This is a genomic window from Streptomyces sp. NBC_01306, from assembly GCF_026340465.1.
Lineage (GTDB): Bacteria > Actinomycetota > Actinomycetes > Streptomycetales > Streptomycetaceae > Streptomyces.
This window is the reverse complement of sequence record NZ_JAPEPC010000001.1, coordinates 2,046,146-2,071,695: the sequence shown is the minus strand read 5'-3', so window position 1 is coordinate 2,071,695 and position 25,550 is coordinate 2,046,146. Positions and strand designations below refer to the sequence as shown.

Annotated in this window: 26 protein-coding genes; 15 read left to right on the top strand and 11 right to left on the bottom strand. The window is 71.1% G+C overall.

Going from position 1 to position 25,550, the window contains the following annotated elements; translation table 11 throughout:
* Window positions 1–73 precede the first annotated feature (73 nt).
* Both OG385_RS08855 and OG385_RS08850 read right to left on the bottom strand, forming a co-directional pair.
* On the bottom strand, window positions 74–493 hold the full coding sequence (locus tag OG385_RS08855; protein ID WP_266853421.1) for an ATP-binding protein: 420 nt from the start codon (window positions 491–493) through the stop codon (window positions 74–76).
* 310 nt (window positions 494–803) lie between these two features.
* Entirely contained in the window at window positions 804–1,742 is a 939-nt protein-coding gene (locus OG385_RS08850; protein ID WP_266853419.1) for a heavy metal transporter, read from the bottom strand.
* A 38-nt stretch (window positions 1,743–1,780) separates the two neighbouring features.
* Between OG385_RS08850 and dapE the strand changes: the two genes are divergently transcribed.
* The 4 genes from dapE (at window position 1,781) to OG385_RS08830 (ending at window position 6,874) form a co-directional block, all read left to right on the top strand.
* Window positions 1,781–2,860 (top strand): succinyl-diaminopimelate desuccinylase, encoded by a 1,080-nt coding sequence (gene dapE / locus OG385_RS08845; protein WP_266853417.1) that lies wholly within the window; start codon window positions 1,781–1,783, stop codon window positions 2,858–2,860.
* A gap of 65 nt (window positions 2,861–2,925) precedes the next feature.
* Entirely contained in the window at window positions 2,926–3,681 is a 756-nt protein-coding gene (locus tag OG385_RS08840; protein ID WP_266853415.1) for a TIGR00730 family Rossman fold protein, read from the top strand.
* Between the two features lie 227 nt (window positions 3,682–3,908).
* Complete coding sequence (locus OG385_RS08835) at window positions 3,909–4,874, top strand: phosphatidylinositol-specific phospholipase C (protein ID WP_266853413.1); 966 nt, start codon at window positions 3,909–3,911, stop codon at window positions 4,872–4,874.
* 83 nt (window positions 4,875–4,957) lie between these two features.
* Window positions 4,958–6,874 carry an SMI1/KNR4 family protein gene (locus OG385_RS08830; protein ID WP_266853411.1) on the top strand — a complete coding sequence of 639 codons (1,917 nt, stop codon included), beginning with the start codon at window positions 4,958–4,960 and terminating at the stop codon, window positions 6,872–6,874.
* A 92-nt stretch (window positions 6,875–6,966) separates the two neighbouring features.
* Here the strand turns inward: OG385_RS08830 and folP are convergent, their stop codons facing one another.
* Window positions 6,967–7,827, bottom strand: a complete 861-nt coding sequence (folP, locus tag OG385_RS08825) for a dihydropteroate synthase (protein ID WP_266853409.1) — start codon at window positions 7,825–7,827, stop codon at window positions 6,967–6,969.
* Window positions 7,828–7,942: 115 nt separating this feature from the next.
* On the opposite strand from folP, the gene OG385_RS08820 reads away from it, so the two are divergent.
* The gene (locus tag OG385_RS08820; RefSeq protein ID WP_266853407.1) at window positions 7,943–8,272 is read left to right on the top strand and encodes a DivIVA domain-containing protein; all 330 of its coding nucleotides are present in this window, start codon (window positions 7,943–7,945) and stop codon (window positions 8,270–8,272) included.
* Window positions 8,269–8,862 carry a DNA-3-methyladenine glycosylase I gene (locus OG385_RS08815; RefSeq protein WP_266853405.1) on the top strand — a complete coding sequence of 198 codons (594 nt, stop codon included), beginning with the start codon at window positions 8,269–8,271 and terminating at the stop codon, window positions 8,860–8,862. Before OG385_RS08820 ends, OG385_RS08815 begins: the two co-directional genes overlap by 4 nt.
* A 108-nt stretch (window positions 8,863–8,970) precedes the next feature.
* On the opposite strand, the gene OG385_RS08810 is transcribed toward OG385_RS08815, so the two are convergent.
* Entirely contained in the window at window positions 8,971–9,771 is an 801-nt protein-coding gene (locus OG385_RS08810; protein WP_266853403.1) for an enoyl-CoA hydratase/isomerase family protein, read from the bottom strand.
* A 318-nt stretch (window positions 9,772–10,089) separates the two neighbouring features.
* On the opposite strand from OG385_RS08810, the gene OG385_RS08805 reads away from it, so the two are divergent.
* Window positions 10,090–10,257, top strand: coding sequence for a DUF3117 domain-containing protein (locus tag OG385_RS08805; protein WP_003966491.1), 168 nt, complete (start codon window positions 10,090–10,092; stop codon window positions 10,255–10,257).
* A 161-nt stretch (window positions 10,258–10,418) separates the two neighbouring features.
* Here the strand turns inward: OG385_RS08805 and OG385_RS08800 are convergent, their stop codons facing one another.
* Window positions 10,419–11,084 carry an O-methyltransferase gene (locus OG385_RS08800; RefSeq protein WP_266853401.1) on the bottom strand — a complete coding sequence of 222 codons (666 nt, stop codon included), beginning with the start codon at window positions 11,082–11,084 and terminating at the stop codon, window positions 10,419–10,421.
* A gap of 140 nt (window positions 11,085–11,224) precedes the next feature.
* Between OG385_RS08800 and sigE the strand changes: the two genes are divergently transcribed.
* The 5 genes from sigE to OG385_RS08775 all read left to right on the top strand — a co-directional run bounded on the left by sigE (window position 11,225) and on the right by OG385_RS08775 (window position 16,252).
* Complete coding sequence (gene sigE, locus OG385_RS08795) at window positions 11,225–11,998, top strand: RNA polymerase sigma factor SigE (RefSeq protein WP_203600723.1); 774 nt, start codon at window positions 11,225–11,227, stop codon at window positions 11,996–11,998.
* Window positions 11,995–12,933 carry an anti-sigma factor gene (locus OG385_RS08790; protein WP_266853398.1) on the top strand — a complete coding sequence of 313 codons (939 nt, stop codon included), beginning with the start codon at window positions 11,995–11,997 and terminating at the stop codon, window positions 12,931–12,933. Before sigE ends, OG385_RS08790 begins: the two co-directional genes overlap by 4 nt.
* Before the next feature lie 945 nt (window positions 12,934–13,878).
* A complete protein-coding gene (locus tag OG385_RS37365; protein ID WP_323183666.1) occupies window positions 13,879–14,958 on the top strand; it encodes a trypsin-like peptidase domain-containing protein in 1,080 nt (359 codons plus the stop codon).
* Window positions 14,959–15,060: 102 nt separating this feature from the next.
* Window positions 15,061–15,558, top strand: a complete 498-nt coding sequence (locus OG385_RS08780) for a sec-independent translocase (protein ID WP_266853395.1) — start codon at window positions 15,061–15,063, stop codon at window positions 15,556–15,558.
* An 82-nt stretch (window positions 15,559–15,640) separates the two neighbouring features.
* Window positions 15,641–16,252 carry a hypothetical protein gene (locus tag OG385_RS08775; protein WP_266853393.1) on the top strand — a complete coding sequence of 204 codons (612 nt, stop codon included), beginning with the start codon at window positions 15,641–15,643 and terminating at the stop codon, window positions 16,250–16,252.
* Between the two features lie 186 nt (window positions 16,253–16,438).
* Here OG385_RS08775 and OG385_RS08770 read toward each other — a convergent pair whose 3' ends face one another.
* The 3 genes from OG385_RS08770 to OG385_RS08760 are packed head-to-tail and all read right to left on the bottom strand — an operon-like array spanning window position 16,439 to window position 19,494.
* A complete protein-coding gene (locus OG385_RS08770; RefSeq protein WP_266853391.1) occupies window positions 16,439–17,572 on the bottom strand; it encodes an Mrp/NBP35 family ATP-binding protein in 1,134 nt (377 codons plus the stop codon).
* A 43-nt stretch (window positions 17,573–17,615) separates the two neighbouring features.
* The gene (locus OG385_RS08765) at window positions 17,616–18,134 is read right to left on the bottom strand and encodes a DUF1003 domain-containing protein (protein WP_266853390.1); all 519 of its coding nucleotides are present in this window, start codon (window positions 18,132–18,134) and stop codon (window positions 17,616–17,618) included.
* Window positions 18,124–19,494, bottom strand: a complete 1,371-nt coding sequence (locus tag OG385_RS08760) for a CBS domain-containing protein (RefSeq protein WP_266853388.1) — start codon at window positions 19,492–19,494, stop codon at window positions 18,124–18,126. The genes OG385_RS08765 and OG385_RS08760 overlap by 11 nt, the downstream gene beginning before the upstream one ends.
* Before the next feature lie 195 nt (window positions 19,495–19,689).
* Here OG385_RS08760 and OG385_RS08755 point away from each other — a divergent pair, with 195 nt between their 5' ends.
* The gene (locus OG385_RS08755) at window positions 19,690–20,430 is read left to right on the top strand and encodes a hypothetical protein (protein WP_266853387.1); all 741 of its coding nucleotides are present in this window, start codon (window positions 19,690–19,692) and stop codon (window positions 20,428–20,430) included.
* Window positions 20,431–20,546: 116 nt separating this feature from the next.
* Here the strand turns inward: OG385_RS08755 and OG385_RS08750 are convergent, their stop codons facing one another.
* Both OG385_RS08750 and OG385_RS08745 read right to left on the bottom strand, forming a co-directional pair.
* Window positions 20,547–21,056, bottom strand: coding sequence for a hypothetical protein (locus OG385_RS08750; RefSeq protein ID WP_266853385.1), 510 nt, complete (start codon window positions 21,054–21,056; stop codon window positions 20,547–20,549).
* Between the two features lie 45 nt (window positions 21,057–21,101).
* Window positions 21,102–22,217: a magnesium and cobalt transport protein CorA gene (locus OG385_RS08745; RefSeq protein WP_266853383.1), complete on the bottom strand. Its 1,116-nt coding sequence runs from the start codon at window positions 22,215–22,217 to the stop codon at window positions 21,102–21,104.
* 434 nt (window positions 22,218–22,651) lie between these two features.
* On the opposite strand from OG385_RS08745, the gene OG385_RS08740 reads away from it, so the two are divergent.
* Complete coding sequence (locus OG385_RS08740) at window positions 22,652–23,245, top strand: suppressor of fused domain protein (protein WP_266853381.1); 594 nt, start codon at window positions 22,652–22,654, stop codon at window positions 23,243–23,245.
* Window positions 23,246–23,308: 63 nt separating this feature from the next.
* On the opposite strand, the gene OG385_RS08735 is transcribed toward OG385_RS08740, so the two are convergent.
* Entirely contained in the window at window positions 23,309–24,541 is a 1,233-nt protein-coding gene (locus OG385_RS08735; protein ID WP_266853379.1) for an MFS transporter, read from the bottom strand.
* A gap of 179 nt (window positions 24,542–24,720) precedes the next feature.
* Between OG385_RS08735 and OG385_RS08730 the strand changes: the two genes are divergently transcribed.
* Entirely contained in the window at window positions 24,721–25,356 is a 636-nt protein-coding gene (locus OG385_RS08730) for a DUF6758 family protein (RefSeq protein WP_266853377.1), read from the top strand.
* Window positions 25,357–25,550: the final 194 nt, after the last annotated feature.

Here is a 25,550-nt window from a genome sequence, read left to right as displayed (position 1 = left end):
TGAACTCCCCGGGGCCCCTTGCTGTCGGCCGAGTCGTAGTGGCCGGTCCTGCCGGCCGAATGCCGGCCGGGTCCTACTGGCCGAGCGGCAGGCCGCCGTTGACCGGCAGCTTGCCCGCGGACGGCAGGGTGCCGCCGGCGCTCTGCGCGGTGCCGCCGACCAGGGTGCCCGCGCTGCCCGCGGTGTCGCCCGCGGCCTTCTGGGCGGCCGGAGCGGCGGTCTTGCCGACGGCGCCGACGGTCTTGCCCGCGGCCGGGACGGTCTTCTTGACGGCCTTGCTGCCGGTGTCACCGGCCATACCGGTGGTCGTCCGGGCCGCACTGTCGACGGAGTTGCCCAGGCCGGCGCCGTCGAGGGCGGTCACGCCGCCCAGGTTCGGGGTCTGCGGGAGTTCCGCGGCGCTTGCGACGCCGGCCGCACCGACCACGGGGGCCGCGCCCGCCGCGATCAGCAGCGCGGTACGGGCGATCCGACGGGTCAGGGAGAGGGACATGGTGCTCCTTGAGCGGGAGGGGACTGGACTGTCCGGCGTTCGGACGCTGTGACAACCGCTCGGGGGGAGGGGGAAGTTGCGGTGCACCAAGGTAAAGAGTCTGCAATGCGTCGCATTATCGTTTTCGGATAAAAACGGACAAACAGAGGCCCGTCGGCGGGGCTGCTGAACCGTCACTCCCCTTGCCTCCCACGGGGTCCCCGGAGGCTCGCCGAGAACGCCCGGAGGGGCCGCGAAAGGCGCCCCCGGCGGGCCGGGGGAGCCGCTTCCGGGTGACGGATCGCGTACCCGTACGAGTCCGTTTCCGGCGCTATTTCGTGAGGGCGATACGGACTTCGGTGGCGCCCTGGCCCGCACTCCGCCCCGTCGAAACGGTCTGCGTGGTGTCCGTTCTGCGCCACGGTGCGTGGTTTGTCGCCGCGGTCCACTCCTGGCCCGCGTAGGAGACCTGCTGGATGTGGAGGGCGGCCGAGTTGGCCACCGCCCAGTACGCGAGCTCCCAGCCGCGCTGCTGGACGGACCCGGTGCCTGGCGCCCCGACGGCCCGCGCCGTGGTCGTACGGACCGGCAGCCGGACCTCCGAAGGCTGCGCCGACTTCCCGGAGGGCAGCACGCCGGACCCGAAGTCCCGCTTCAGCGCGGCGCGCACCGCGGCCGGATCGCCCGCCAGGCTGCTCTTCGTCGCCGCGCAGGAGAACGAGGCGGGCGACCTGCCGGTCAGTGCGGCCGCGAGCAGCTGGGCGTCCGGCTCCTGCTTCGCGTACGCCTGCGGGAAGCCGCTGCGCTGCACCTCCTGCGCGGCGACCGTCAGCGGCAGCCGCGAGTAGTCGTGGATCTTCCCGAGGTGCTCGTAGAACTTCCCCGACGCGTAGACCGGATCCATGACCTGCTTGGCCGTGCCCCAGCCCTGCGACGGCCGCTGCTGGAAGAGCCCGAGCGAGTCGCGGTCGCCGTGGTCGAGATTGTGCAGCTCCGACTCCTGGAGCGCGGTCGCCAGCGCGATGGTCACCGCGCGCTCCGGCATTCCGCGCGAGGTTCCCACTGCGGAGATCGTCGCCGCGTTGACGGCCTGCTCCGGGCTCAGCCGGTAGCTGGTCCCGTCGCCGCCCTGAGCCGTGCAGCGCGGACCACTGCCGCCACCGCTGATGTACTGCACCAGGACATAGCCCGCCAGCGCCAGCAGCACGGCGACGGCGGCCACGATCCGGAAGAAGCGGCCGCAGTGTGGCGCGGCAGTGGGCTGGGACACGAGGCCCACCGTACTGGAGCCGGGTTAGGGTCAGAGCCATGTCAGAGACCCCGCTTGACCTCGCACTCGATGCCCCGGCCCTGACCGCACAGCTGGTCGACTTCCCGTCCGTGAGCGGCACCGAGAAGCCCCTCGCCGACGCTGTGGAGGAGGCGCTGAGGGCACTGCCGCACCTGACGGTCGACCGGTACGGCAACAACGTCGTCGCCCGGACACACCTCGGCCGCGCCGAGCGGGTCGTGCTGGCCGGACACCTCGACACCGTGCCGATCGCGGACAACGTCCCGTCGCGGCTCGACGAGAACGGCGTCCTGTGGGGCTGCGGCAGCTGTGACATGAAGTCGGGCGTGGCGGTACAGCTGCGGATCGCGGCGACCGTGCCCGAGCCCAACCGGGACCTCACCTTCGTCTTCTACGACAACGAAGAGGTCGCGGCCGAACTCAACGGCCTCAAGCACGTGTCCGAGACGCACCCCGACTGGCTCGCGGCGGACTTCGCCGTCCTGCTCGAATCCTCCGACGGCGAGGTCGAGGGCGGCTGCCAGGGCACGCTCCGGGTCATCCTGCGCACCAAGGGCGAGCGCTCCCACTCGGCGCGCGCCTGGATGGGGTCCAACGCGATCCACTCCGCCGCCCCGATCCTGGCGAAGCTGGCCGCGTACGAGCCGCGCAGGCCGGTGATCGACGGCCTGGAGTTCCACGAGGGCCTCAACGCCGTACGGATCGAGGGGGGCGTGGCCAACAACGTCATCCCGGACGCCTGCACGGTGGTGGTCAACTTCCGTTACGCGCCGGACCGCAGCGAGGAGCAGGCACTGGCGTACGTGAAGGAGTTCTTCGCCGACTGCGACATCGACGAGTTCATCGTCGACGACCACACCGGCGGCGCGCTCCCCGGCCTCTCGCACCCGGCGGCGGCGGCCTTCATGGCGGCGGTCGGCGGCGAGGCCCGCCCCAAGTTCGGCTGGACGGACGTGTCGCGCTTCAGCGCGCTCGGGGTCCCCGCGGTGAACTACGGCCCCGGCAACCCGCTGCTCGCGCACAAGCGCGACGAGCGGGTCGACATCACCAGGATCTCGCACACCGAGGAACGACTCCGCGCCTGGCTGACGGCCTGAATTTCCTCATTCGTCACACGTGCAGACCTAGGCTGTGTGAACACGTACAGCGGAGGGAGCACAACATGGGCAACCCTGAGGGAGCACCGGCGCCGGAGGAACAGCGGCTCGGCCCGGTGGTGCGCCGCCGGGACCAGGTCCAGCCCGGCACCACCGACCAGCGGCTGCTCGACACCACGGAGAAGGGCCCGGCCGACTGGCTGCACACCGACCCCTGGCGGGTCATGCGCATCCAGTCGGAGTTCGTGGAGGGCTTCGGCGCACTGGCCGAACTGCCCAGCGCGATCAGCGTCTTCGGGTCGGCCCGCACCGCGCCGGGTTCACCGGAGTACGAGGCGGGGGTACGGATCGGCCGCGCGCTGGTCGACGCGGGCTTCGCGGTCATCACCGGCGGCGGCCCCGGTGCGATGGAGGCGGCGAACAAGGGCGCCAGGGAGGCCAACGGCGTCTCGGTCGGGCTGGGGATCGAGCTGCCCTTCGAGCAGGGCCTCAACCAGCACGTCGACATCGGGGTGAACTTCCGCTACTTCTTCGTCCGCAAGACGATGTTCGTGAAGTACGCGCAGGGCTTCGTGGTCCTGCCGGGCGGCCTCGGCACCCTGGACGAACTGTTCGAGGCACTGACCCTGGTCCAGACCCGGAAGGTCACCCGGTTCCCGATCGTGCTCTTCGGTACGGAGTACTGGGGCGGCCTGGTCGACTGGCTGCGCGGGACGGTGATCGCCCAGGGCAAGGCGTCGGAGCGCGATCTGCTGCTGTTCCACGTCACGGACGACGTGGACGAGGCGGTCGCCCTGGTGACCAAGGAGACGGGACTGTAGCCCGCTCCTCCCGGCAGGCCGGGTCCGCGAAAGTCGTGAGCCAGGAGCGACTTCGCGGACCCGGCCTGCCGGCCGCGGAGCGCCGAGGCAACGGGGCGCCGGGACCGCGGTGCCGAAGGCCGGATCACGGCCCATGAGGACCGGCCGGACAGGACCTGAGCGGCGGGCAGGCGCAACAAGCGCGGCCCGATGTTGCGAACGCCTTCCGGCGGGGCAGGAACCGCCCCATGACACTGAGCCGTCGCTCCCTCATACGCTCCGCCGCCGCTGTCACCACCGCCGCCCTCGTGACCGGCGGCGGCACCGCGCACGCCGCGACCGCCCGGCGCGCGGCCGCCGCCACCGGCAGTGCGGTTCCCGCCGACTGGATGGGCGCGCTGCCCGACGCGCTGTCCCTGCTGCGGATGACGATCCCCGGTACTCACGACTCCTGCTGTACCGATCCCGCCAACGGCACCGAGTGGTCGCACACCCAGAACTGGGGGATCACCGAGCAACTCCAGCGCGGCATACGGTTCCTGGACATCCGGGCCAACGGCCTCCAGGACCATATGGGCGACTCGTTCGGGATCTACCACGCCGGGTTCTACCAGGGCATCACCTTCGACGGGGTGCTCACCCAGTGCCGCGACTTCCTTCAGCAGCATCCCGGAGAGACGATCGTGATGCGACTGAAGAAGGAGGACGGCACCAACAACGATGTCGGCGCGGGCTTCAAGGACGTCCTGAACGGCTACCTCGACACCAAGGGCTGGCGCCCCTGGTTCCTCCTCACCGACCGGGCGCCGACGCTCGGCGAGGCGCGCGGCCGCATCGTCCTGATCGCCCAGTTCGACAACGACCTGCCGATCCTGCAATGGCCGGGCGGCGACAACGACTTCCTGTCCAACCAGTGGTTCTCGCTCCAGGACATCTACCAGGGGCTGTCCCTGCCGTCCCGGAAGACCGCGAAGGTCACCCAGCAGTTCGACAACGCCACCGGCGACCAGAATTCGGCGCTGATGTACATCAACTTCACCAGCTACGCGGGCGGCGGCTGGCCCAAGACCAACGCGGACGCGATCATGCCCGGAGTGCAGAGCTATCTGAACGGCCGGCTGTCGGACACCACGCACCTCGGCGTCGTCCCCATGGACTTCCCGGACTTCCACTCGGACACGCTGCGCACCCTCATCGACTGGAACTGGCACTGACAGCACGCTCCCGCTCCGCGCGGTGGGGTACGCGGAACGCCGGCCAGACCGACTGTCAGTGCCCGGTGGAAGCATTCACCGGTATGGATACGAAGACTTTCGACTGGCGGCAGTTCCTCACCCGGTGGAGCGAGGAGTGGGCCGACGCGCAGGGCCGCTCGGGGGACTTGAGCCCGGACGACCTGGAGGACCAACAGCGCAGATGGCTCGGGGCCGCGCCTGCCACCGATACGGACATCGCCCGCATGGAGGCGCGGCTCGGATGCGAAATACCGCCGTCCTACCGGGAGTTCTTACGGGTCAGTGACGGCTGGCGGCATGCGGGCGGCTTCGTCTGGATGCTGGCAGGCACCCGCGAGGCCCACTGGCACGAGGACGCGAGCGGTCTCGGTGAGGACTACGACGAGTTCTGGGGCGACGAGGACAACCCGGAGGAGACGCGCGCGCAGGTCGGCCTGTGGTCCCGCGCGCTCCAGCTGGATGTCCAGTCGGACGCCACCTATGTGCTGCTCGACCCGGAGGACGTCGGGCCGGACGGCGAGTGGGCGGTGCGGGTGTGGTCGTCCTGGCGGGCCTCGGACCCCGAGCGGTACCCGTCGTTCGCGGAATTCATGGTCGCCATGCACCAGGAGTTCCACCACCTGGAGGCAGGCCGGGACGGGGAGCGGGGCGCCGCCGCCTTCGTCAACGGGACGACGCGAGCCCAGGACGCCGCTGTGGACCGGGCCCGGATCGCGGCGCTGCGCGGCCGTTACGAAGAGGCGGCCGAACTGCTGAGAGAGGCCCAGCGGTACGGCCGGCCGCGCGTGACCGAGCTGCTGCACCAGATCGGACAGCTGGGCGGGCCGTACGGGGCGGGCCGGCGGCCACCGCACCCCAGCGACCCCCGCTTCCTCACCGAGTTGCTCCCCCTGCACGCCGCCGACCTGCTCGGCAGCCACCGCTCCGTGGACGGCCTGCCCTTCGCCGACGCCGACCGCTTCCCCGAAACCGCGCGGGCCGCGGCGGACATCCTGCGCGAGATGACCGAGGGGACTTTCCGCTACCGGCCGGGCGGCGCGTTCGGCGAGGCGGTCGACGAGGCCCGCGAACTGGCCCGTTGGGGCGACACCGACGCCGCCTGGCGGATCCTGCGCACCGTGGTCCCGATGTGGGAGCCGCTCGGCCCCGACCACATCGCCCCGGTGGGTCTGCTCGCCGACCCCGTGCTCGCTCCCGTGCTCACCGCCGAGCGGCGATCGGAGCTGCTGGCAACCCCGCGCGGCGGCGAGCAGGGGCCGGCTCCGGTCCCCGCCCGCGACCAGGACCCGGGCGGCCTGTCCTGGCTCGTACGCGGCGGAGGACTGCGACCGGGGCAGTCGTCGCCGTGCGACTACCGCATGGTCCTGGTCGAAGGGGCCGCCCCGGACGAACTGCCCGGACTCCTCGGCTCGTCGCCCGGCACCGCGCTCTCCCCACCGCTGAGACGCTGGGACGTCAGCGGTCACCACCGGCCCGGTCAGCGGAGTTTCTCCAGTTACGACGACAAGGCGCTGCTCAGCGTCGGACGGGCGGGAGCGGGCTGGAGCTTCGGAGTGGAGGAGTCCCCGGCCAGGTTCTCCAGCGACCGGTTCGTCTCTCCCGCGCAGGCAGCTTCCGCGGGCGGCGGCCGGGCGATCGTGGTGTGGAGCGAGTGGAACCGGCCCGCCCCGCTCTTCCATGTCTCGGTCGCCCGGGGCGGGGCGCCGCTGTACGCGTTCACGGTGCGGGCCGGAGCAGTGGAGGACAGCTCCGGCGCCATCCCGGCCGAACTGGACCCGGCCGTCCTGGGTTTCGGCCCCCCGGACATGGCTGCCCATGCGGCCGCAGCGGCTCGTGCGCTGGACGCCGTCGCGGATGAGTACGGCGTCACACTGCCACGCCTCGCCTTGACCGAGGGCCGACTGCATTCCTTCGAGTCGGTGTCCTGGACACGCCCGCCCGGTTCCGGGGAGACGTACCTGACGGTGACGATGGGCTGACGTCCGGCCCGCGCACATGACGAGTGCGACCGAGCGCTCTGCACGGCCGGACAGGCCGGGCAGAGCGCTCAGTCGCAGAGGACGGACAGCCCCTAGGCCAGCCCCCGCCGGGCCACCGCCGGCGCCCGGTGGCCCGCGATCGTCGCCACCATGTCCAGCACCTGCCGGGTCTCGGCCACTTCGTGCACCCGGTACACCTGCGCCCCCAGCCACGCCGACACCGCCGTCGTGGCCAGCGTCCCGAGCAGCCGTTCCTTGACCGGCTTGTCGAGCGTCTCGCCCACGAAGTCCTTGTTGGACAGGGAGACCAGCACCGGCCACCCCGTCGCGGTCATCTCGCCCAGCCTGCGGGTGGCCTCCAGTGAGTGCCGGGTGTTCTTCCCGAAGTCGTGGCCGGGGTCGATCATGATCCCGTCGGGCCTGACGCCCAGCGCGACCGCCCGCTCCGCGAGGCCGACCGTGACCCGCAGGATGTCGTCCATGACGTCGTCGTACGTGACCCGGTGCGGCCGGGTACGCGGTTCGGCGCCGCCCGCGTGCGTACAGACCAGGCCCGCGCCGAACCGGGCGGCGACAGCGGCCAGTTCCGGATCGACCCCGCCCCACGCGTCGTTCAGCACATCCGCGCCCGCCTCGCACACCGCCGCACCGACATCGTGGCGCCAGGTGTCCACGCTGATCACCACATCGGGGTGGCGCCGCCGCACCTCGGCGACGAAACCGACCGTACGCCGCGCCTCCTCCTCGGCCGTCACCTCCTCGCCGGGGCCCGCCTTGACCCCGCCGATGTCGATGATGGCCGCCCCTTCGGACACCGCCTGCTCCACCCGGGAGAGCGCCGGCTCGTCGCGGAAGGTCGCCCCCTGGTCGTAGAACGAGTCCGGGGTCCGGTTGACGATCGCCATGATCACCGGTTCGTGCGCGTCGAACTCGCGCCGTCCCAACCGCAGCATCCGCCTGCTCCTCACCCTCTGAATTCACCCGCTGAGTCGCCTGCGACCCTAACGGCCAGGTACGCATGGCACGATCGGATCCGCACGGTTCCGCTATCCGGGGAGAGGCTCACTCGTGTTCTGGTTCTTGCTGATCGCGATGGTCGTGGTGGTCGCCGCGGTCACTCTCGCGGTGATCGGCGGCAGTGACGGCGCCGTACTGTCCGATGCTTCCCCCGAACTGCCCGTCGATCCGCTGCCCGCCGCCCGCCCGGTCGGCCGCGCGGACATCGAGGCGCTGCGGCTGCCCATGGTGGTGCGCGGCTACCGGATGTCCGACGTGGACGACGTGCTGGGCAGGCTGGGCGCCGAACTGGCCGAGCGCGACGCGCGGATCGCCGAGCTGGAAGCGGCGCTCGCCGGTGCGCGGGCAGCGGCCGTCAACGACGAGGACCCGGGTCGATGACCTCGGACGCCGTCCCGGGAGCCGACGGGAAGCTGCGCTGTCCGTGGGGGGTGTCAACCGTGGACTACGTCGAGTACCACGACAGCGAGTGGGGCCGTCCGCTCCACGGCGACGACGCGCTGTACGAGCGGCTCTGCCTGGAGGCGTTCCAGTCGGGGCTCTCGTGGATCACCATCCTGCGCCGCCGTGAGGGATTCCGTAAGGCCTTCTCCGGGTTCTCCATCGCCGCGGTGGCCGCGTTCACCGACGGAGACCGGGACCGGCTGCTCGCCGACCCCGGGATCATCCGCAATCGCGCCAAGATCGACGCGACCCTCGCCAATGCCCGGGAGCTCGCGGGCTGGGAGCCCGGCGTACTCGACGAGCTGATCTGGTCGTACGCCCCGGATCCGGCCACCCGCCGGGCGCCCCGCCGCATCGCCGACATCCCCGCGGTGACGCCGGAGTCCACGGCGCTGGCCGGGGCACTCAAAAAACGCGGCCTGCGCTTCGTCGGCCCGACCACGGCCTATGCCCTGATGCAGGCGTGCGGCCTGGTCGACGACCACCTGGCGGACTGCTTCGCCGGGCGGACCTCCACGGGCGGCTGACACCGCCGGCGGGGGCGGGCTGATCCGGGGGTGCGGCCGGCTCGTACCGGCGGGCTGATCAGCGCGGCCGGCCGGCCTGTACCGAAGGGCTGCCCCGCGGCGGCGGTGTCAGCGCCCCAGATACCGCGGCTTCGTCTTGCCGACGAAGGCCTCGACCGCGATCAGGTGGTCCTCCGACGCCCCCGCACGCGTCTGGAGTTCGTCCTCCTTCTCCAGAGCCTCGCGGAGCGGGTGGCCGGCTCCGTAAGCGAGGGACTCCTTGATCGCCGCGTACGCGACCGTCGGGCCGTCGGCGAGCGCGCGGGCCACGGCCAGCGCCTCCGACGCCAGATCGGCCTCCGGCACCAGCTTGTTGGCGATGCCCAGCTCGTACGCCTCCTGCGCGCCGAACGAGCGCGGGAACAGCAGCAGATCGGCTGCGCGGCTCTGGCCGATCAGCCGGGGGAGCGTCCAGGAGACGCCCGAGTCCGCGGTGAGCGCGACACCCGCGAACGACGTGGTGAATTTCGCGGTGTCGGCCACGACCCGGTAATCGGCGGCGAGCGCGAAGCCGAGCCCTGCCCCCGCAGCGACGCCGTTGACCCCGGCGACGACCGGCTTCGGCATCTCCGTGAGGGCCCGCACGATCGGGTTGTAGTGCTCCTGCACGGTGGACATGGTGCGCCCGGTGCCCGCCTCGCGGTCGGCCGTCAGCGAGGAGATGTGCTCCTTGAGGTCCTGCCCGACGCAGAAGGCGCGCCCGGTGGCGGTGAGCAGTACGGCCCGTACGTCGGAGGCCGCAGCCGCGGTCCGTACCGCGTCGCGCAGGGCGACCTTCGCCTCGGTGTTCATCGCGTTCATGGAGTCGGGACGGTTGATGGTGACCGTCGCGAGTCCGTCGGTCACCTCGTAGAGCACGGTGTCCGCCATGGGGCCCTCCGCTGCTGGTTGTCGGCTGCTGATGGTGCTGATTCGTCGTCCGCAGCTCAGCATGCCGGAGATCATCAGCGGCGAACATGTGACCTGCGTCAAACAATGCTGGTCAAGAATGGTGGACGAGGCGGCGCAGTATCGCAGGGGGAACGCCGAATTGAGTGGTTTTGGGGAAGTGCGTTGCGCAAGCGATGCAGACCGATGTTGGTCATCGGGTCCTGGGATGCGGGATAATGGCTGGGAAGCAATATGTTCGATGCCGGTGACACCTGGGTTGTCGGCTGCGATGAGCTGGTTTCAGGAAGGGGAACGAGCATGGCGGCCATGAAGCCGCGGACGGGCGACGGCCCGCTCGAGGTGACCAAGGAGGGGCGGGGCATCGTCATGCGCGTTCCGCTCGAAGGCGGCGGACGACTCGTTGTCGAGCTGACTCCGGACGAGGCCGATGCACTCGGCGACGCGCTGAAGAAGGTCGTCGGCTGACGCGGACGCCCCCCATTGTTCTCTCCACTGCCCCGGCTCCGGCCGGGGCAGTGGTGTTTGAGGCTGTGATCTTCCGCGGCGTGATCTTCCGCGGTGTGGTGTTCGCGGCGCCTCGGTCCGGGTGTCTGCGGCGGTGGCGGATTTCCGGGACGGCCGTTGGGTCAGCCCAGGCGTACGGCGCAGAGCAGCCCGTCGCCGACCGGGAGCAGCGAGGGCAGCAGCTCCTGGCTCTCGCGCACGGTGCGCAGCAGGTCCCGCAGATGCAGCACTTCGGCGGGCTGGGCGGCGGAGTCGACGGTGCGGCCGTCCGCGAAAACCCCCTCGAAGCACACCAGTCCGCCGGGCCGCAGCAGACGCAACGATTCAGCGAGCACATCGAGCGACTCCAGCCGGTCGCCGTCGCAGAACACGAGGTCGTACCCGCCGTCCGCGAGGCGCGGCAGTACGTCGAGAGCGCGGCCGGGGATGAAGCGCGACCGGTTCGCCGCGAAGCCGGCCGAGCGGAACGCCTGCCGGGCGAAGCCCTGGCGCTCGGGCTCCGGGTCGACGGTGGTCAGCACGCCGTCCGGCCGCATTCCCTGCAGCAGATAGATGCCCGATACGCCGGTGCCCGTACCGATTTCGGCCACCGATTTCGCGTCCGTGGTGGCGGCGAGCAGCCGCAGCGCCGCTCCGGTGCCTGGCGAGACCGAGGGCAGGCCTGAGTCGCGGGCCCGGTCACGGGCCCAGCGCAGGGCTTCGTCCTCGGCGACAAAAGCGTCGGCGAAGGCCCAGCTCGTCTGCCGGTTGGCGGTAATGGCCCTCTCCTGTCCCCGTAGTTGGCGCACTCGTGACTGTATCCGCTGCGCCCGGGAACCCGCAGATGGGACCGGGCGTTGTAGGAGGGCAGGGGGGGATGCGGATGTACGAGGATTCCGGCAATCAGTCCGGCAATCAGGCTTATCCGGAGCTAACGGGCGAGGTGGCTATGGTAGGGGCTCCACTGGACACCACCAGAGCCGACAGGGGAGGTGCGGCTGCGCCTGTGGATCGGGGAGGAGTGCTGCGGCGCTTTCTCAGGTCGGCGGGTGAGCCGAAATCCGTGACCGACATTGCTGACAGCTCCAGCGCTGCTGACTCCGTACAGACCGCGACCTTCGCCTCAGACGCGGACGCGCAGACATGGACTCCGCCCTCGTGGGAGGAGATCGTCAGTACGCACAGCGGCCGGGTCTACCGGCTCGCTTACCGCCTGACCGGCAACCAGCACGACGCCGAGGACCTCACACAGGAAGTCTTCGTCCGCGTCTTCCGCTCGCTGTCGACGTACACCCCGGGCACCTTCGAGGGCTGGCTGCACCGCATCACCACCAACCTCTTCCTGGACATGGTCCGCCGCAAGCAGCGGATCCGCTTCGACGCCCTCGGGGACGACGCTGCCGAGCGGCTGCCGAGCCGTGAGCCGTCGCCGCAGCAGGTCTTCCACGACACCCACTTCGACGCGGACGTCCAGCAGGCGCTGGACACCCTCGCTCCGGAGTTCCGCGCGGCCGTGGTCCTCTGCGACATCGAGGGGCTGTCGTACGAGGAGATCGCCGCGACGCTGGGCGTCAAGCTCGGCACCGTACGCAGCAGGATCCACCGCGGCCGCTCCCACCTGCGCAAGGCTCTCAAGCACCGTTCGCCCGAGGCCCGTCGCGCCGAGCAGCGCGCGCTGGCCGGGGTGGCTCCCGGCCTGGATGGAGAGGATGGGACCGCGTGAGTGGATCCAGTCCGACCCCGGCCGAGCAGCACCTCGGGGACCGGCTCGCCGCACTGGTCGACGGTGAGCTGAAGCACGACGCCCGCGAGCGGGTGCTCGCGCACCTGGCCACCTGCGCGAAGTGCAAGACCGAAGCTGACGCGCAGCGTCGGCTGAAGAGCGTTTTCGCCGAGACCGCGCCCCCGCCGCCCTCCGAAGGACTGCTCGCCCGTCTCCAGGGACTGCCCGGCGGACCCGGCGCCGACGACCCCGGTCGGCGTGGACCTTTCGGCGGCCGCTTCGCCGACGAAATCTTCGGACCTGCCCGGTCGTCGGACGGGCGCTCGTCCGACCCCCGGATCGACACCTTCGGCTATGTGCCCGCCGGACCGCACGCCACCACGATTCCGGACAGCGGCCCGGCCAGCGGATTCCGGGTCCACCCCGTGGGCCGCAGCGATCAGGAGCGGTCGGCCTGGCGGGGCCGGAGATTCGCGTTTGCGGCCGCCAGCGCGTTCTCGCTGGCCGCCATCGCACTGGGCGGCACGCTGCCGTTCGACGGCGCGGAAGCCCCGGTGCACACGGACGGCCCGCCCAACAACGTGACCCCGATGAGCGCCACCGACCCGGTCGGCATCGGGACGGACCTGCACCGCCGCCGCAGCGGCGACGGCGCCCGGCTGACCAACGATGGACGGCCCCCGGTCCTGCCCACCGCCTTCGCCGGACGGCACTCGACGTCCGCATCCGGCGCCCGCCCGGCCCGGCAGTCCCTGTACTCGCTCACGACGCCCCTGGTCACCGTCTCGTCGCTGTCCGCCATACGTCCTCCGATGGCCGCCACCCCGCCCGGGCCCGCCCGGCCGAGCGCGCAGGCAAGCCCCACGACCACGCCGCCACCCGCCCCGCTGGCCGCTCCGGGGGCCTCGGGTCTGCCGGCTTCTGCCGGGCACTGAGCGGGCTCCGGACACCTGGAAACCTGGTTGAATCCCTGAAAGGCTGCCCGCCACAGGGCACGCGGAGCGCGGGGCAGGTGCGGGGAGAGCATGGACGACGGGAAGCCCACCGGGCCGGACGTCAAGTGGTGGAGCAGCCCTGCGGCGGGACGTCCCGCGCCGCCGTTGCCGCACCCGCCGGCCGACGGGACTCCGGCCGGGGTCGTGTCACCCCACATATCCGGGGCCGGATCGCCTCTGCGCGAGCCGCTGCCCCCGCTGGAGTCCGAACCTCGCGCCCAGCCCCAGCCCCAGCCCCAGCCGTCGCCGGCCCACCCGCTGCCCCTGGCCGAGCCGCGGGCATCCGATGAGGCCTCGGCATCTGCTGAGCCGCCGGCGTCTGCGGAGCGCCTGATATCCGGGAAGGCCCCGGCACCTGCGGAGCCGCCGGCACCTGCTGAGCCCCTGCCATCCGCGGAGGCCCCGGCGAGCGGTACCCACGCGCCGCCCGTACGGAGCGACGGCCCTGCCGGTCGCCCACGCCCGCTGCACGACCCGGACCCCTATGGCACCCCGCCCTACGGTGGTCCGGGCCCCTGGGCCCCCGCACCGCCCGTCCAGCGGCCCGTCCCCACCCCCGCCGGTGGCACTCACGTCCCACCGCCCTACACGGGTGCCGTGCAGCCTCCGCAGCACCACATACCGCAGACGCATCACCAGCCCCTCCCGCCACAACAACCGCACCACCCACAGCCGCCCCACTCGCAACCGCCCCACCCACAACCACCCCACCCACAACCACCGCACCAGCCGGGGCAGCAGCCCGCGCAGCAGCCCGCGCAGCAGCCGGTCCAGTTCCCCGTACAGCAGCCCTCGCAGTGGCTGCGCCACGACCCGTGGGGCGCGCCCCCGTCACCGCCTCCGCCGCCGGTCAGGGAGAGGCGCCGACGCGGAACGGTCGTGGTCATGGTGGTGGTCGCGCTGGTCACCGGTGTCATCGGCGGCGGTCTCGGCGCGTACTCCGTACTGAACGGCTCGTTCGCGGACGTCCGGCTCCCGCAGGCCGCCAAGGAGAGCCCCGCCCGCGCGCGGGGCACCGTGGCCGGGATCGCGGCGAGCGCGCTGCCCAGCGTCGTCACCCTGCATGTGAGGGGAAGCAGCGAGGCGGACACCGGTACCGGTTTCGTCCTCGACCGTGAGGGGCGCATCCTCACCAACAACCACGTGGTCGAACCCGCAGGATCCGCCGGCGACATCACCGTCACGTTCAGCAGCGGCGAGACCGCCAAGGCTCAGGTCGTCGGCCGGGACAGCGGTTACGACCTGGCCGTGGTCAAGGTCAGCGGGGTCGCCGGGCTCACCCCGCTGCCGTTGGGCAACTCCGACAACGTGCAGGTCGGCGACCCGGTCGTCGCCATCGGCGCCCCCTTCGACCTCCCCAACACGGTGACCTCCGGCATCATCAGCGCCAAGGACCGCCCGATCACCTCGGGAGGCGGCAAGGACGAGGGAAGCGACGTCAGCTATGTCGACGCGCTCCAGACCGACGCCCCGATCAACCCGGGCAACTCGGGGGGCCCGCTGGTCGACGCCAGGGCCCAGGTCATCGGCATCAACAGCGCGATCCGCGCCGCCGACGGCAGCTCGGACTCAGAGAGCGGCCAGGGCGGCTCGATCGGGCTCGGGTTCGCGATCCCCATCAACCAGGCGAAGCGTGTCGCCGAGGAACTCATCAACAACGGCAGGGCCGCGCACCCCGTGATCGGTGTCACACTCGACATGAAGTACGCGGGTGACGGTGCCCGGGTGGCGGACCGGGCGAACGACGGCGGCGCGGCCGTGGCAGCGGGGGGTGCGGGGGCCGCCGCCGGCATCGAGGCGGGGGACATCGTCACAGGTGTGGACGGTGAACCGGTGCACAGCGCACCGGATCTGATCGTCAGGATCCGGGCGCACCGGCCGGGCGACGAGCTGGCCCTCACCGTCCGCCGGGACGGCCGGGACCGGCCTGTGACCTTGACTCTTGGATCGGCCGACGGCACATGAAAGACCGGCGGAAGGTACCGTCCGGACATATTCGCCGGGTACCGTGGTCGGGGCCCGGACCACACCCCGACCTGCGGGCCGCGGAGAACACCAGGAGCAAAAGTGTTCAATGACGTAGGCCCCCTTGAGATCGTGACGCTCGTGGTCCTCGCCGTGATTGTTTTCGGCCCGGACAAGCTGCCGAAGGTCATCCAGGACGTCACTCGTACGATCCGGAAGATCCGCGAGTTCTCCGAGAGCGCCAAGGAGGACATCCGCACCGAACTCGGCCCCGAGTTCAAGGACTTCGAGTTCGAGGACCTGAACCCCAAGACGTTCGTGCGCAAGCAGCTCATGGACGGCAGTGATGAGCTCGGGCTCAAGGAGATCCGCAGCAGCTTCGACCTGAAGAAGGAGATCTCCGAGATCACCGACGTGGTGAACGGCAGGTCGATCGCCGACGGGAGTGACACGGAGACCGCGGCCGAGATCGCCCCGAGTAGTGCCAATGGCTCATCGACAGGCCCGGACCTGCTGAAGAAGAGCGGCCCTGACCTGCAGAAGAAGAGTGTGACGGTCGACACCGAAGTGCGTCCGCCGTTCGACGCCGACGCCACCTGAGTATTCTCCATCTGTCCGGCAGTGAGGGCGCCCGTGGGGGTGGGCCGCTTCGGACGCTGAGGATCGAGGAGGCGGCCGGCACATGGAGACGACGAGTCGGACAGGGACCCACGCGGTCGACGACTATCTGAGGGCGCCCTTTTCCTGGTACGGACTGGACGAGGCGTTCACCGGCCCGCGGCGGCTGATGCAGGTGGGCGTCGCGGCGGACGGCGCGGTCCAGCACGGCTCCCTTGGGCACGGTGACGAGCCGGCTGTCAGACCGGACGCACAACCGGACAAGGAACACTTCGCGGCAGTCGTGACCATCGCGTCCAGCCCCGTGCGGCGCAGCGGGGACGGTACGGGCGTGCTGGAGGCCACCACGGTCTCCTCCGCGGCCTGGCTCGCGGGCTCCGGCCTGCTGGCCTGCACCTGGCCCGCGCAGCTGGACCACTCCCTGCGCGACGACTGGCTCGACCAGCAGACCGAGGCCGCGTTCGAGCTGGCGGACGACCTGTCCGGCCCGGAGTGGTCGGAGCTGACGCTGCCGGTGGACGGGGTGCCGACGCCGTTCGCCTACCGCGAGACCGAGTTCGGCTGGGTGCTGGCCGGGGCCACCGAGACCGGGGTCCACCTGGGGGCGTACGGGCGCGGGATGAGCGCGTACGGGCTGGGCTTCGCCGTGGTCAAGGACATCACCACGTACGTGTGACGTGACAGCGGGCCCGGACAAGAGACAGACCGGACACGAGACAGACCGGACAAGAGACAGACCGGACAAGAGACAGAACCGCACCACAGCCGGCCGTACACCGCGACTGCGGAACACACCCGGGGGCGGCCGCCGAAGCGGACCGCCCCCGGGTGTGCGTGTGTGTCCCCTTCGGCCGGACAGGACCTAGAACTTGTTGCGCGGGGTGACCCCGAGCGACATGCCCGCCAGACCCCGCTGGCGGCTGCTCAGCTTGTTGGCGATCTCGCGCAGCGCGGTGCCCGCCGGGGAGTCGGGGTCGGTCAGCACGACGGGCTTGCCCTCGTCGCCGCCCTCGCGCAGCCGTACGTCGATCGGGATGGAGCCGAGCACCGGCACGGTCGCCCCGGTGGTCTTCGTCAGGCCGTCGGCGACCTTCTGCCCGCCGCCCGTACCGAAGACGTCGACCATCTCGTCGCAGTGCGGGCAGGGCAGGCCCGACATGTTCTCGACGACACCGACGATCTTCTGGTGCGTCTGCACGGCGATGGAGCCGGCCCGCTCCGCCACCTCGGCCGCGGCCTGCTGCGGGGTGGTGACCACCAGGATCTCGGCGTTCGGCACGAGCTGCGCCACCGAGATCGCGATGTCGCCGGTGCCCGGCGGCAGGTCGAGCAGGAGCACGTCGAGGTCGCCCCAGTAGACGTCCGCCAGGAACTGCTGGAGCGCGCGGTGCAGCATCGGCCCGCGCCACACCACCGGGGCGTTGCCCGGGGTGAACATGCCGATCGAGATGACCTTCACGCCGTGCGCCGACGGCGGCATGATCATGTTCTCGACCTGGGTCGGCCGGCCGTCCGCACCGAGCATCCGCGGCACGCTGTGTCCGTAGATGTCCGCGTCGACCACGCCGACCTTCAGGCCGTCGGCGGCCAGCGCGGCGGCCAGGTTGACCGTCACCGACGACTTGCCGACGCCGCCCTTCCCGGACGCGACCGCGTACACCCGGGTCAGCGAGCCGGGCTTGGCGAAGGGCACCTCGCGCTCCGCTGTGCCGCCGCGCAGCGAGGTCGCGAGCTCCTTGCGCTGCTCGTCGCTCATCACGTCCAGCTCGACGCTGACCGCTGTCACACCCTCGACACGGGCGACCGCGTCGGTGACGTTGGTGGTGATGGTCTCGCGCATCGGGCAGCCGGAGACGGTGAGGTAGACCGTGACAGCGACCGCCCCGTCCGCTCCGATGTCGACCGATTTGACCATGCCGAGTTCGGTGATCGGACGGTGGATCTCGGGGTCGTTCACTGTCGCCAGTGCTTCACGCACCGCGTCTTCCATAGCCATGCGTCGATGGTACGGCGCCGACAGCGGACCCGGGAAAGAGCGGTCAGTGGTCGGCTTCGTCACTTTCCCGCGGGAATATCTGACGCCGCTCCGCCATGTCCTTCACCAGGTCCTGGAGTTCGGACCGGATCCAGTCACGGGTGGCGACCTCGCCCAGGCCCATCCGGAGCGCGGCGATCTCCCGGGTGAGGTACTCGGTGTCGGCGATGGACCGTTCGTTCTGGTTGCGGTCCTGCTCCAGATTGACCCGGTCCCTGTCGTCCTGGCGGTTCTGCGCGAGGAGGATCAGCGGGGCCGCGTACGACGCCTGGAGCGAGAGCACCAGGGTCAGGAAGATGAAGGGGAACGGGTCGAAGCGCAGCGCGTGCGGCGCCCAGGTGTTCCACACCACCCAGATGACGATGACGACCGTCATCCAGACGATGAACCGCCCGGTCCCCAGGAACCGCGCGACCCGCTCCGATGTCCGCCCGAAGGACTCCGGGTCGTACTCCGGCAGCCAGCGCCGCTTCGGTTGCAGCGGCTGGTCGAGACGTCCCCTGGACGTCGGCTCAGCGGTCATCGGCGGCCTCCGCCGGGCGGTCGTCCTCGGCCGGGCGGTCGTCCTCGGCCGGGCGGTCGTCCTCCACCGGCCGGTCGTCCTCCACCGGCCGGTCGTCGGGCACCCCGGAATCCTGGTGGAAGTCGGTCTCGCGCCAGTCGCTCGGCAGCAGGTGGTCGAGCACGTCGTCGACGGTGACCACCCCGAGCAGCGAGCCGCTCTCATCCACGACGGGCGCCGCGAGCAGGTTGTACGCGGCGAGATAGCTGGTCAGCACCGGCAGTGTGGCCTGTGGCGGCAGCGGCGGCAGGTCGCTGTCGACGATCGCGCCGACCAGGGTGAACGGCGGATCGCGCAGCAGCCGCTGGAAGTGCACCGCGCCCAGGTACTTGCCCGTCGGCGTCTCGTCCGGCGGCCTGCACACGTACACCTGCGCGGCCAGCGCGGGGGAGAGGTCCTCCTTGCGTACGCGGGCCAGCGCGTCGGCGATCGTCGCGTCCGGGCGCAGCACGATCGGCTCGGTCGTCATCAGACCGCCCGCGGTCCGCTCCTCGTAGGAGAGCAGCCGCCGCACATCGGCCGCGTCGTCCGGCCGCATCAGCGTCAGCAGCCGCTCCTTGTCCTCCTCGGGCAGCTCGCTCAGCAGGTCGGCGGCGTCGTCCGGGTCCATCGCCTCCAGCACGTCGGCGGCGCGCTCCTCCTGGAGCTTGCCGAGGATCTCCACCTGGTCGTCCTCGGGCAGCTCCTCCAGTACGTCGGCGAGCCGGTCGTCGTCGAGGGCGGCGGCCACCTCCGCCCGGCGCTTGGGCGAGAGGTGGTGCATCACATTGGCGAGGTCGGCCGGGCGCAGCTCCTCGAAGGTGGCGACCAGGCTCTCCGCGCCCTGCCCCTCCTCCTCCAGGGAGAAGCCGGTGACGCCGGACCACTCGACGGTCAGGGTCTCGCCCTTGCGCCGCAGTGCGCCGGCCTTCCCCTTCCGTACGAAGACCTTGTCGATCTCCCAGTCGCGGCGGGCCGGGAGCTGCTGCACGGACACGTCGAGGACGGTCACCTGCTCGTCCGTCCCGGTCAGCCGCACCCGCCGGTCGAGCAGCTCGCCGAGGACCAGCCGCTCGGTGGGGCGCTGTTCGAAGCGGCGCACATTGACCACGCCGGTGGTGATGACCTGTCCCGACTCGATACCGGTGACCCGGGTCATCGGCAGGAAGATCCGGCGGCGGCCGACCACCTCGACGACCAGTCCGAGCAGCCGCGGCGGGCGGGTGCCGACGCGCAGCATCGCGACGAGGTCGCGCACCCGGCCGACCTGGTCGCCGTTCGGGTCGAAGACGGAGACTCCGGCGAGGTGCGAGACGAAGATCCGGGGGACGCCTGCCGCCATCCGCGCCTCCTCTTCGTACGCTCCGTACGGTGCCCGTTTCGCTGCCGTTGCGGCGCCTTGTCCGGACCTCACGTTAGCCCGTCCTGCTCCGGGCCGCCCCGGCAGCGGGTCCGGATGGCTCTGTTCCGGTGGAGGCGGCGGACCCGGGTACGCTGCGGTCTCCTGGTGAGGACACTCGTAAGAGAGGCAGTGCACGTGGCTGCATTTCCCCCGGCCGCCCGGGCCAGCAGGGCAGGACTGGCAGGCGCGCTGTGCGCCGCTCTGGCGGTCTCGCTCGCGGCCTGCTCGGGCGACGACCCGGACGCGGGGACCAACGGCGTCGGCAAGCTCTCCGCGAAGGAGATCGAGACCAGGGCGCGCACGGCGGCGGACGCGGCCAAGGCGGTACGGGTCGCCGGCACGCTGATCGGCAAGGGCGGCTCGTACCAGCTGAACATGCGGCTCACCACCGACGGCGGCACCGGCTCGGTCACCTCGAAGAGCAGTACGTTCGCGCTCCTGCGGATCGGTGACGTGCTCTATGTGAAGGCCGGCGCGGGCTTCTGGAAGCAGACCGACGGCAAGGACGGCGCCGCCGCCGCGGGCAAGCTCGACGACAAATACGTCAAGGTGCCGAAGCAGGACCCCGCTTACGGGCAGTTCCGCGGGTTCACCGACATGCACGCGCTGCTCGACGGGCTGCTGGGGCTGCACGGCTCGCTGGGCAAGGGCGACCGGACCAAGGTGGGCGGTGTCCCGGCGGTCCAGGTCACCGGGGGCGGCGGACAGGGCGGCACACTCGATGTGTCGCTGAAGGGGACCCCGTACCCGCTGCGGTTCGAGCGGGCGGGCGGCGCGGGTGCGCTCCAGCTGACGGAGTGGAACAGGAGCGTCACCCTGAAGGCGCCGGGCAAGGACGACACCGTGGACCACGGACACGAGCTGCCCACGTCGTGAGGCGGACCTGGCCGTGAGTCGTGAGGCGTGAGGCGTCCTGGTCCCGGCCGTGGCGGGGCCGGGCGAAGGACGTCACGGGCCAGGCCGTCGGAAGGGCGCGCGCGGGGGCGCGCCCGTCACCGGCGGCGTTTGCGCTTGAGCAGCAGCTTCGGGAGACCCGCCGGGATCTCCTGACGGGTCGTCGCCGGTGTGGGCAGGGGGACGGCGGCGAGCGATCCGTCCGGCAGCTCCGTGCTCGACCCGCGCGGCACGAGCCGCACCACGCGGCACTCCCGCGCCCAGCGCTCCACCATCGCCTCGCCGTCCGGCGCGTTCAGCCGCTTGCCCTTGAGCTCGGCGACGGCCGCCTCCCACGCGTCCGAGCGGGGCGCGAGCTCCGCCGTCACCGCGCTCCAGGCGACCAGCCGGCCGCCCTTGTCCTTGCTGCGCACCGTGACCTCGGCTGCCGCGCCGTCGGCCAGCCCCGGCAGCGGCTGCTCCCCGGGGCCGTCCCCGATGAGCAGCGCGGCGCCGTCGTGCCAGACGTGCCAGAGCGCCCGCTCCGGCCCGCTGCCCCGCACCCAGATGAGGCCGGACTTCTTGGTGGCCTCCTCGACGAGGGCCCGCTCAAGGAAGGTCTGTGTCATGCGCCCAGCGTAAGGGCGGTGCGCAGGCGCCGACGGTGCGGCTCCTCAGAGCCAGCCGTTCCGCTTCAGGGTGCGGTGGATGCCGACACACAGGGCCAGGATCCCCACCATCACCATGGGGTAGCCGTACCGCCAGCGGAGTTCGGGCATGTGCTGGAAGTTCATGCCGTACACGCCCGTGATCATCGTCGGCACGGCGATGATGGCGGCCCACGCGGTGATCTTGCGCATGTCCTCGTTCTGCGCGACCGTCGCCTGCGCCAGGTTCGCCTGGAGGATCGAGTTGAGCAGGTCGTCGAAGCCGACGACCTGTTCCTGGACCCGGGCCAGGTGGTCGGCGACATCGCGGAAGTACTTCTGGATGTCCGGGTCGACGAGCCGCATCGGCCGCTCGCTGAGCTGCTGCATCGGGCGCAGCAGCGGCGAGACCGCCCGCTTGAACTCCAGCACCTCACGCTTCAGCTGGTAGATGCGCCCCGCGTCGGTGCCGCGCGAAGTCCCCTTCGCGGGCTCGGAGAAGACATCGATCTCGACCTCGTCGATGTCGTCCTGCACAGCGGACGCGACCGCCAGATAGCCGTCGACCACCTGGTCGGCGATGGCGTGCAGTACGGCCGACGGGCCCTTGGCGAGCAGTTCGGTGTCCTCCTGGAGCCGGTGGCGCAGCGCGCGCAGCGAGCCCTGGCCGCCGTGCCGGACGGTGATGACGAAGTCCCGTCCGGTGAAGCACATCACCTCGCCGGTCTCGACCACCTCGCTGGTGGAGGTGAGTTCGGCGTGCTCGACGTAGTGGATGGTCTTGAAGACGGTGAAGAGAGTGTCGTCGTACCGCTCCAGCTTCGGCCGCTGGTGTGCGTGCACGGCGTCCTCGACCGCGAGCGGGTGCAGCCCGAACTCGGCCGCGATACCGGAGAACTCCTCCTCGGTCGGCTCATGGAGACCGATCCAGGTGAAACCGCCGGACTCGTCGGCGCGCTTCAGCGCCTCACGCGGCGTCAGGCACTTCTTGCCCGCTTCGCGCACGCCGTCCCGGTAGACCGCGCAGTCCACGACCGCGCTGCTGGCCGAGGGGTCGCGGGTCGGGTCGTAATTGCTGTGCGTGGAGCTGCTCTTGCGCAGGGAGGGACGGACCGCTGCGCGCAGGTCACGGATCATCGACATGGCGGGGCTCCTTCACGGAGAGGCCGTCGGCGGGCGTGGCACTGCCCGGAATGGGGGCGTATCGAGGTGTTGGTCTCATACGTCCGCAAAGCGGGCGGAACCGCGGCGACGCTGTGACGGCGTTCGCTACAGACACGGATCAGACAGAAGCGAGGTGCTCTTCCGGCGTGCGAAATGCCATGAGACTCAGGAGGTTTCCCGGTGTTGGGGCCGGGTATGCAGGGTCTCAGGTCACAGAGAACACGGAAAATGCGCGGAAGAGCGGCTTGTACTGCACGGTCGACTCGGATCTCGATCCATCGCAGTCCCACCTCCTCCGGCCGGTCCCCCGTGGGGGACAATGATGCTGCCCTGACCAGCGGCCAAGACTATCAGCCGACTGAAGCGTCAAGCCCCCACTTTGCCCGTTCGATACGCGCTCTATGCTCGGGCTCATGGCAGATGTTCTCGCTCTGGTCGAAGCCCGACTGCGCTCGGCGCTGGGTGAGCCGGACGCCCGTGCGGCCGTGACGTTCCTCGGTACGGACCGGATCGAGGTGCTGCGCTTCGTGGACGCCCGCGATCCGGCCGTCGTCCGCTACGCCACGCTCGGGATGTCCGCACACCCCATGTCCGACCCCACGGCCACCCTCGCGGACCCGGTGCAGGGGCCGCGCGCGGAGCTGGTCCTCTCGGTGCGTGCCGGACTCGCCGACACCGACAAGGTGCTCCGCCCACTCGCGGTCCTGGCCGCTTCGCCGCAGGTGGAGGGCGTCATCGTGGCTCCGGGCGCCTCGCTCGACGTCGGTGAACCGCTGTGGAGCGGCGCGCCGTTCAGCTCGGTGCTGGTCGCCGAGCCCGGCGGGCTGGTCGAGGACCTGGAGCTGGACGCGCCGCTGGACCCGGTCCGCTTTCTGCCGCTGCTGCCGATGACGGACAACGAGGCGGCGTGGAAGCGGGTGCACGGCGCCGGGGAACTCCAGGAACGCTGGCTGGCACGCGGAACGGACCTGCGCGATCCGCTGCGCAGGTCCGTTCCGCTGGACTGACCGGTCCGGTTCGGTTCCGCCGGACCACCCGGCCGTTCTGTTCTGCTGGACTGCCCGTCCGGTTCAGTTCACGAAGGCGGACACGCCGTCCTCGGTCGCGTGGACCGGTTCCAGCTCCTCCGCCTCGTGGGTCAGCGCCGTACGCCGTACCCAGACGACCAGCGCACCGACCACCGCGGCGGCCGCGGCCACCACGAAGGGGATGTGGATGTTGGTCCAGCCCTCGATGTGCGGGGCGAGGAAGGGTGCCGCGGCCGCCGCGAACCAGCGGACGAAGTTGTACCCCGCACTCGCCACCGGGCGCGGCGCGTCCGAGACGCCGAGCGCCAGCTCCGTGTAGACGGTGTTGTTGAGGCCGATGAAGGCGCCGGACAGGATCGTGCAGACGATGGCCGTCGTGTGGCTGCCGTAGCCGAGGACCACCAGGTCGGCGGCGAGCAGCACCAGTGAGGCACCCAGCACCTTGAGGGTGCCGAAGCGCTTCTGGAGCCGGGGCGCCACGAGTACGGAGAACACCGCGAGCAGCAGACCCCAGCCGAAGAAGACCGCGCCCGACTTGTACGGCGTCATGTTCAGCACGAACGGCGTGAAGGCCAGCACCGTGAAGAACGCGTAGTTGTAGAAGAAGGCCGATCCGGCGACGGAGGCGAGCCCGCCGTGGCCGAGCGCCCTGATGGGGTCGAGCAGCGATGTCTTCCTGGCCGGCTTGGGCTGTTCCTTGAGCAGGAACGAGATGCAGATGAAGCCGATGGCCATCAGGGCCGCGGTGCCGAAGAACGGGTAGCGCCAGCTGGCGTTTCCGAGCAGCGCGCCGACCAGCGGCCCGCAGGCCATCCCGAGACCGAGCGCCGATTCGTACAGCAGGATCGCGGCGGCGCTGCCGCCCGCCGCCGCGCCGACGATGACGGCGAGCGCGGTGGAGACGAAGAGCGCGTTGCCAAGACCCCAGCCGGCCCGGAAGCCGACCAGTTCACCGACGGAGCCCGAGGTGCCCGAGAGGGCGGCGAAGACCACGACCAGGGCGAGCCCGGCCAGCAGGGTCTTCTTGCCGCCGATCCGGCTGGAGACCCAGCCGGTGACCAGCATCGCGACGGCGGTGATCAGGAAGTAGGAGGTGAAGAGCAGCGAGACCTGGCTCGGTGTCGCCTGCAGCCCCTTGGCGATGGACGGCAGGATCGGGTCGACGAGCCCGATCCCCATGAAGGCCACGACCGAAGCTCCCGCCGTGGCCCAGACGGCCATCGGCTGGCGCAGGATGCTTCCGGCACCTTCGTCGAACGGATCCTCTCCTGGCATGGGACGCCCTCACTCTCGGTCGGTCCTGGCGCCTGACTGTCGCGCCAGATCGTTGCGTTATACACATAATAAATTAGTGAGGCTAATAAATGCAAGATGCATCTAGTTTCCGCACGTGTGCGCGGCGGACGGGTGATCGTCCTTGACGTGGTGACCGCCGGGGAGGACCGTTGGGAGGTATGAGGGGCGAACCCAGTTGCCCGAAGTGTGGCGGCCGGGTCAGGGCACCCGGCCTCTTCGCCGACGCGTGGCAGTGCGACGTGCACGGCGTGGTCTATCCGCTGCAGCCGGTTCTACCGCCGACCGTCGAGGCACTGGAAGTGGTGGCCTCGCGCGCGCGGGTGCCCGTCTGGATGCCGTGGCCGCTGCCCGTCGGCTGGCTCTTCACGGGCGTGGTCAGCGCGGGCGACGAGCGCAGCGGGGGCCGTGCGACCGCCGTGGCCTGCTCGGGACCCGGCCCGCTCGAAGGCCCGGGGGAGTTGCTGCTGGTGGCCGAGGAGCTGGGCGTCGGGCTCGGCGCGCGGTACGCGGGCATCGAGGGCCCCGACCCCGGTCGGTACATCGACGTGGACAAACCCCCGCAGGCCAAGGTGCTCGCCGCGGGCCGCCCCACCCCGCTCTGGCGCATCGAGTCGCCCACCGACCGTGCGGTCTTCGCGGGGGAGGCGCGCGGGCTCTGGCTGTGGGCGATCCTCTGGCCCGAGCAGTCGGGGCTGCTGATGTACGACGAGCTGGTCCTGACGGACCTGCGCGAAGTGGGCACGGGAGTGGAACTGCTGCCGTGCGGGGCGCTCTCCCCGCGCATCCTGGGCTGACGGGCCTGGGCTGACGGTCCTGGGCGACCGGGCTCTCCGGTGGCGCGACCGGGCGCCCCGGTGGGGTGGGCACGGGGCTTGTGCGAGCGGGCTCGCTGTCGAGGTCTGCCGGGCGCGGCTGCGATCCCCCGCCGCCAAGGGCCCGGCCCGGACAGCTCCGTATGCCGGTTACCCTTGAGCGTCCCCTGGTGGAC

Bases quoted from the DNA above. Each gene is read 5' to 3' on its own strand.
- OG385_RS08810 (WP_266853403.1), bottom strand. From the start codon at position 9,771: ATGGCGGACACCGTGCTCTACGAGGTGACCGACGGACTCGCGACGGTC.
- OG385_RS08740 (WP_266853381.1), top strand. From the start codon at position 22,652: ATGGCAGATGTTCTCGCTCTGGTCGAAGCCCGACTGCGCTCGGCGCTG.
- OG385_RS08735 (WP_266853379.1), bottom strand. From the start codon at position 24,541: ATGCCAGGAGAGGATCCGTTCGACGAAGGTGCCGGAAGCATCCTGCGC.
- OG385_RS08830 (WP_266853411.1), top strand. From the start codon at position 4,958: ATGGATACGAAGACTTTCGACTGGCGGCAGTTCCTCACCCGGTGGAGC.
- OG385_RS08815 (WP_266853405.1), top strand. From the start codon at position 8,269: ATGACCTCGGACGCCGTCCCGGGAGCCGACGGGAAGCTGCGCTGTCCG.
- folP (WP_266853409.1), bottom strand. From the start codon at position 7,827: ATGCTGCGGTTGGGACGGCGCGAGTTCGACGCGCACGAACCGGTGATC.
- OG385_RS08750 (WP_266853385.1), bottom strand. From the start codon at position 21,056: ATGACACAGACCTTCCTTGAGCGGGCCCTCGTCGAGGAGGCCACCAAG.
- OG385_RS08775 (WP_266853393.1), top strand. From the start codon at position 15,641: ATGGAGACGACGAGTCGGACAGGGACCCACGCGGTCGACGACTATCTG.
- sigE (WP_203600723.1), top strand. From the start codon at position 11,225: ATGGTAGGGGCTCCACTGGACACCACCAGAGCCGACAGGGGAGGTGCG.
- OG385_RS08840 (WP_266853415.1), top strand. From the start codon at position 2,926: ATGGGCAACCCTGAGGGAGCACCGGCGCCGGAGGAACAGCGGCTCGGC.
- OG385_RS08835 (WP_266853413.1), top strand. From the start codon at position 3,909: ATGACACTGAGCCGTCGCTCCCTCATACGCTCCGCCGCCGCTGTCACC.
- OG385_RS08805 (WP_003966491.1), top strand. From the start codon at position 10,090: ATGGCGGCCATGAAGCCGCGGACGGGCGACGGCCCGCTCGAGGTGACC.
- OG385_RS08760 (WP_266853388.1), bottom strand. From the start codon at position 19,494: ATGGCGGCAGGCGTCCCCCGGATCTTCGTCTCGCACCTCGCCGGAGTC.
- OG385_RS08745 (WP_266853383.1), bottom strand. From the start codon at position 22,217: ATGTCGATGATCCGTGACCTGCGCGCAGCGGTCCGTCCCTCCCTGCGC.
- OG385_RS08765 (WP_266853390.1), bottom strand. From the start codon at position 18,134: ATGACCGCTGAGCCGACGTCCAGGGGACGTCTCGACCAGCCGCTGCAA.
- OG385_RS08770 (WP_266853391.1), bottom strand. From the start codon at position 17,572: ATGGCTATGGAAGACGCGGTGCGTGAAGCACTGGCGACAGTGAACGAC.
- OG385_RS37365 (WP_323183666.1), top strand. From the start codon at position 13,879: ATGGTGGTGGTCGCGCTGGTCACCGGTGTCATCGGCGGCGGTCTCGGC.
- OG385_RS08855 (WP_266853421.1), bottom strand. From the start codon at position 493: ATGTCCCTCTCCCTGACCCGTCGGATCGCCCGTACCGCGCTGCTGATC.
- dapE (WP_266853417.1), top strand. From the start codon at position 1,781: ATGTCAGAGACCCCGCTTGACCTCGCACTCGATGCCCCGGCCCTGACC.
- OG385_RS08730 (WP_266853377.1), top strand. From the start codon at position 24,721: ATGAGGGGCGAACCCAGTTGCCCGAAGTGTGGCGGCCGGGTCAGGGCA.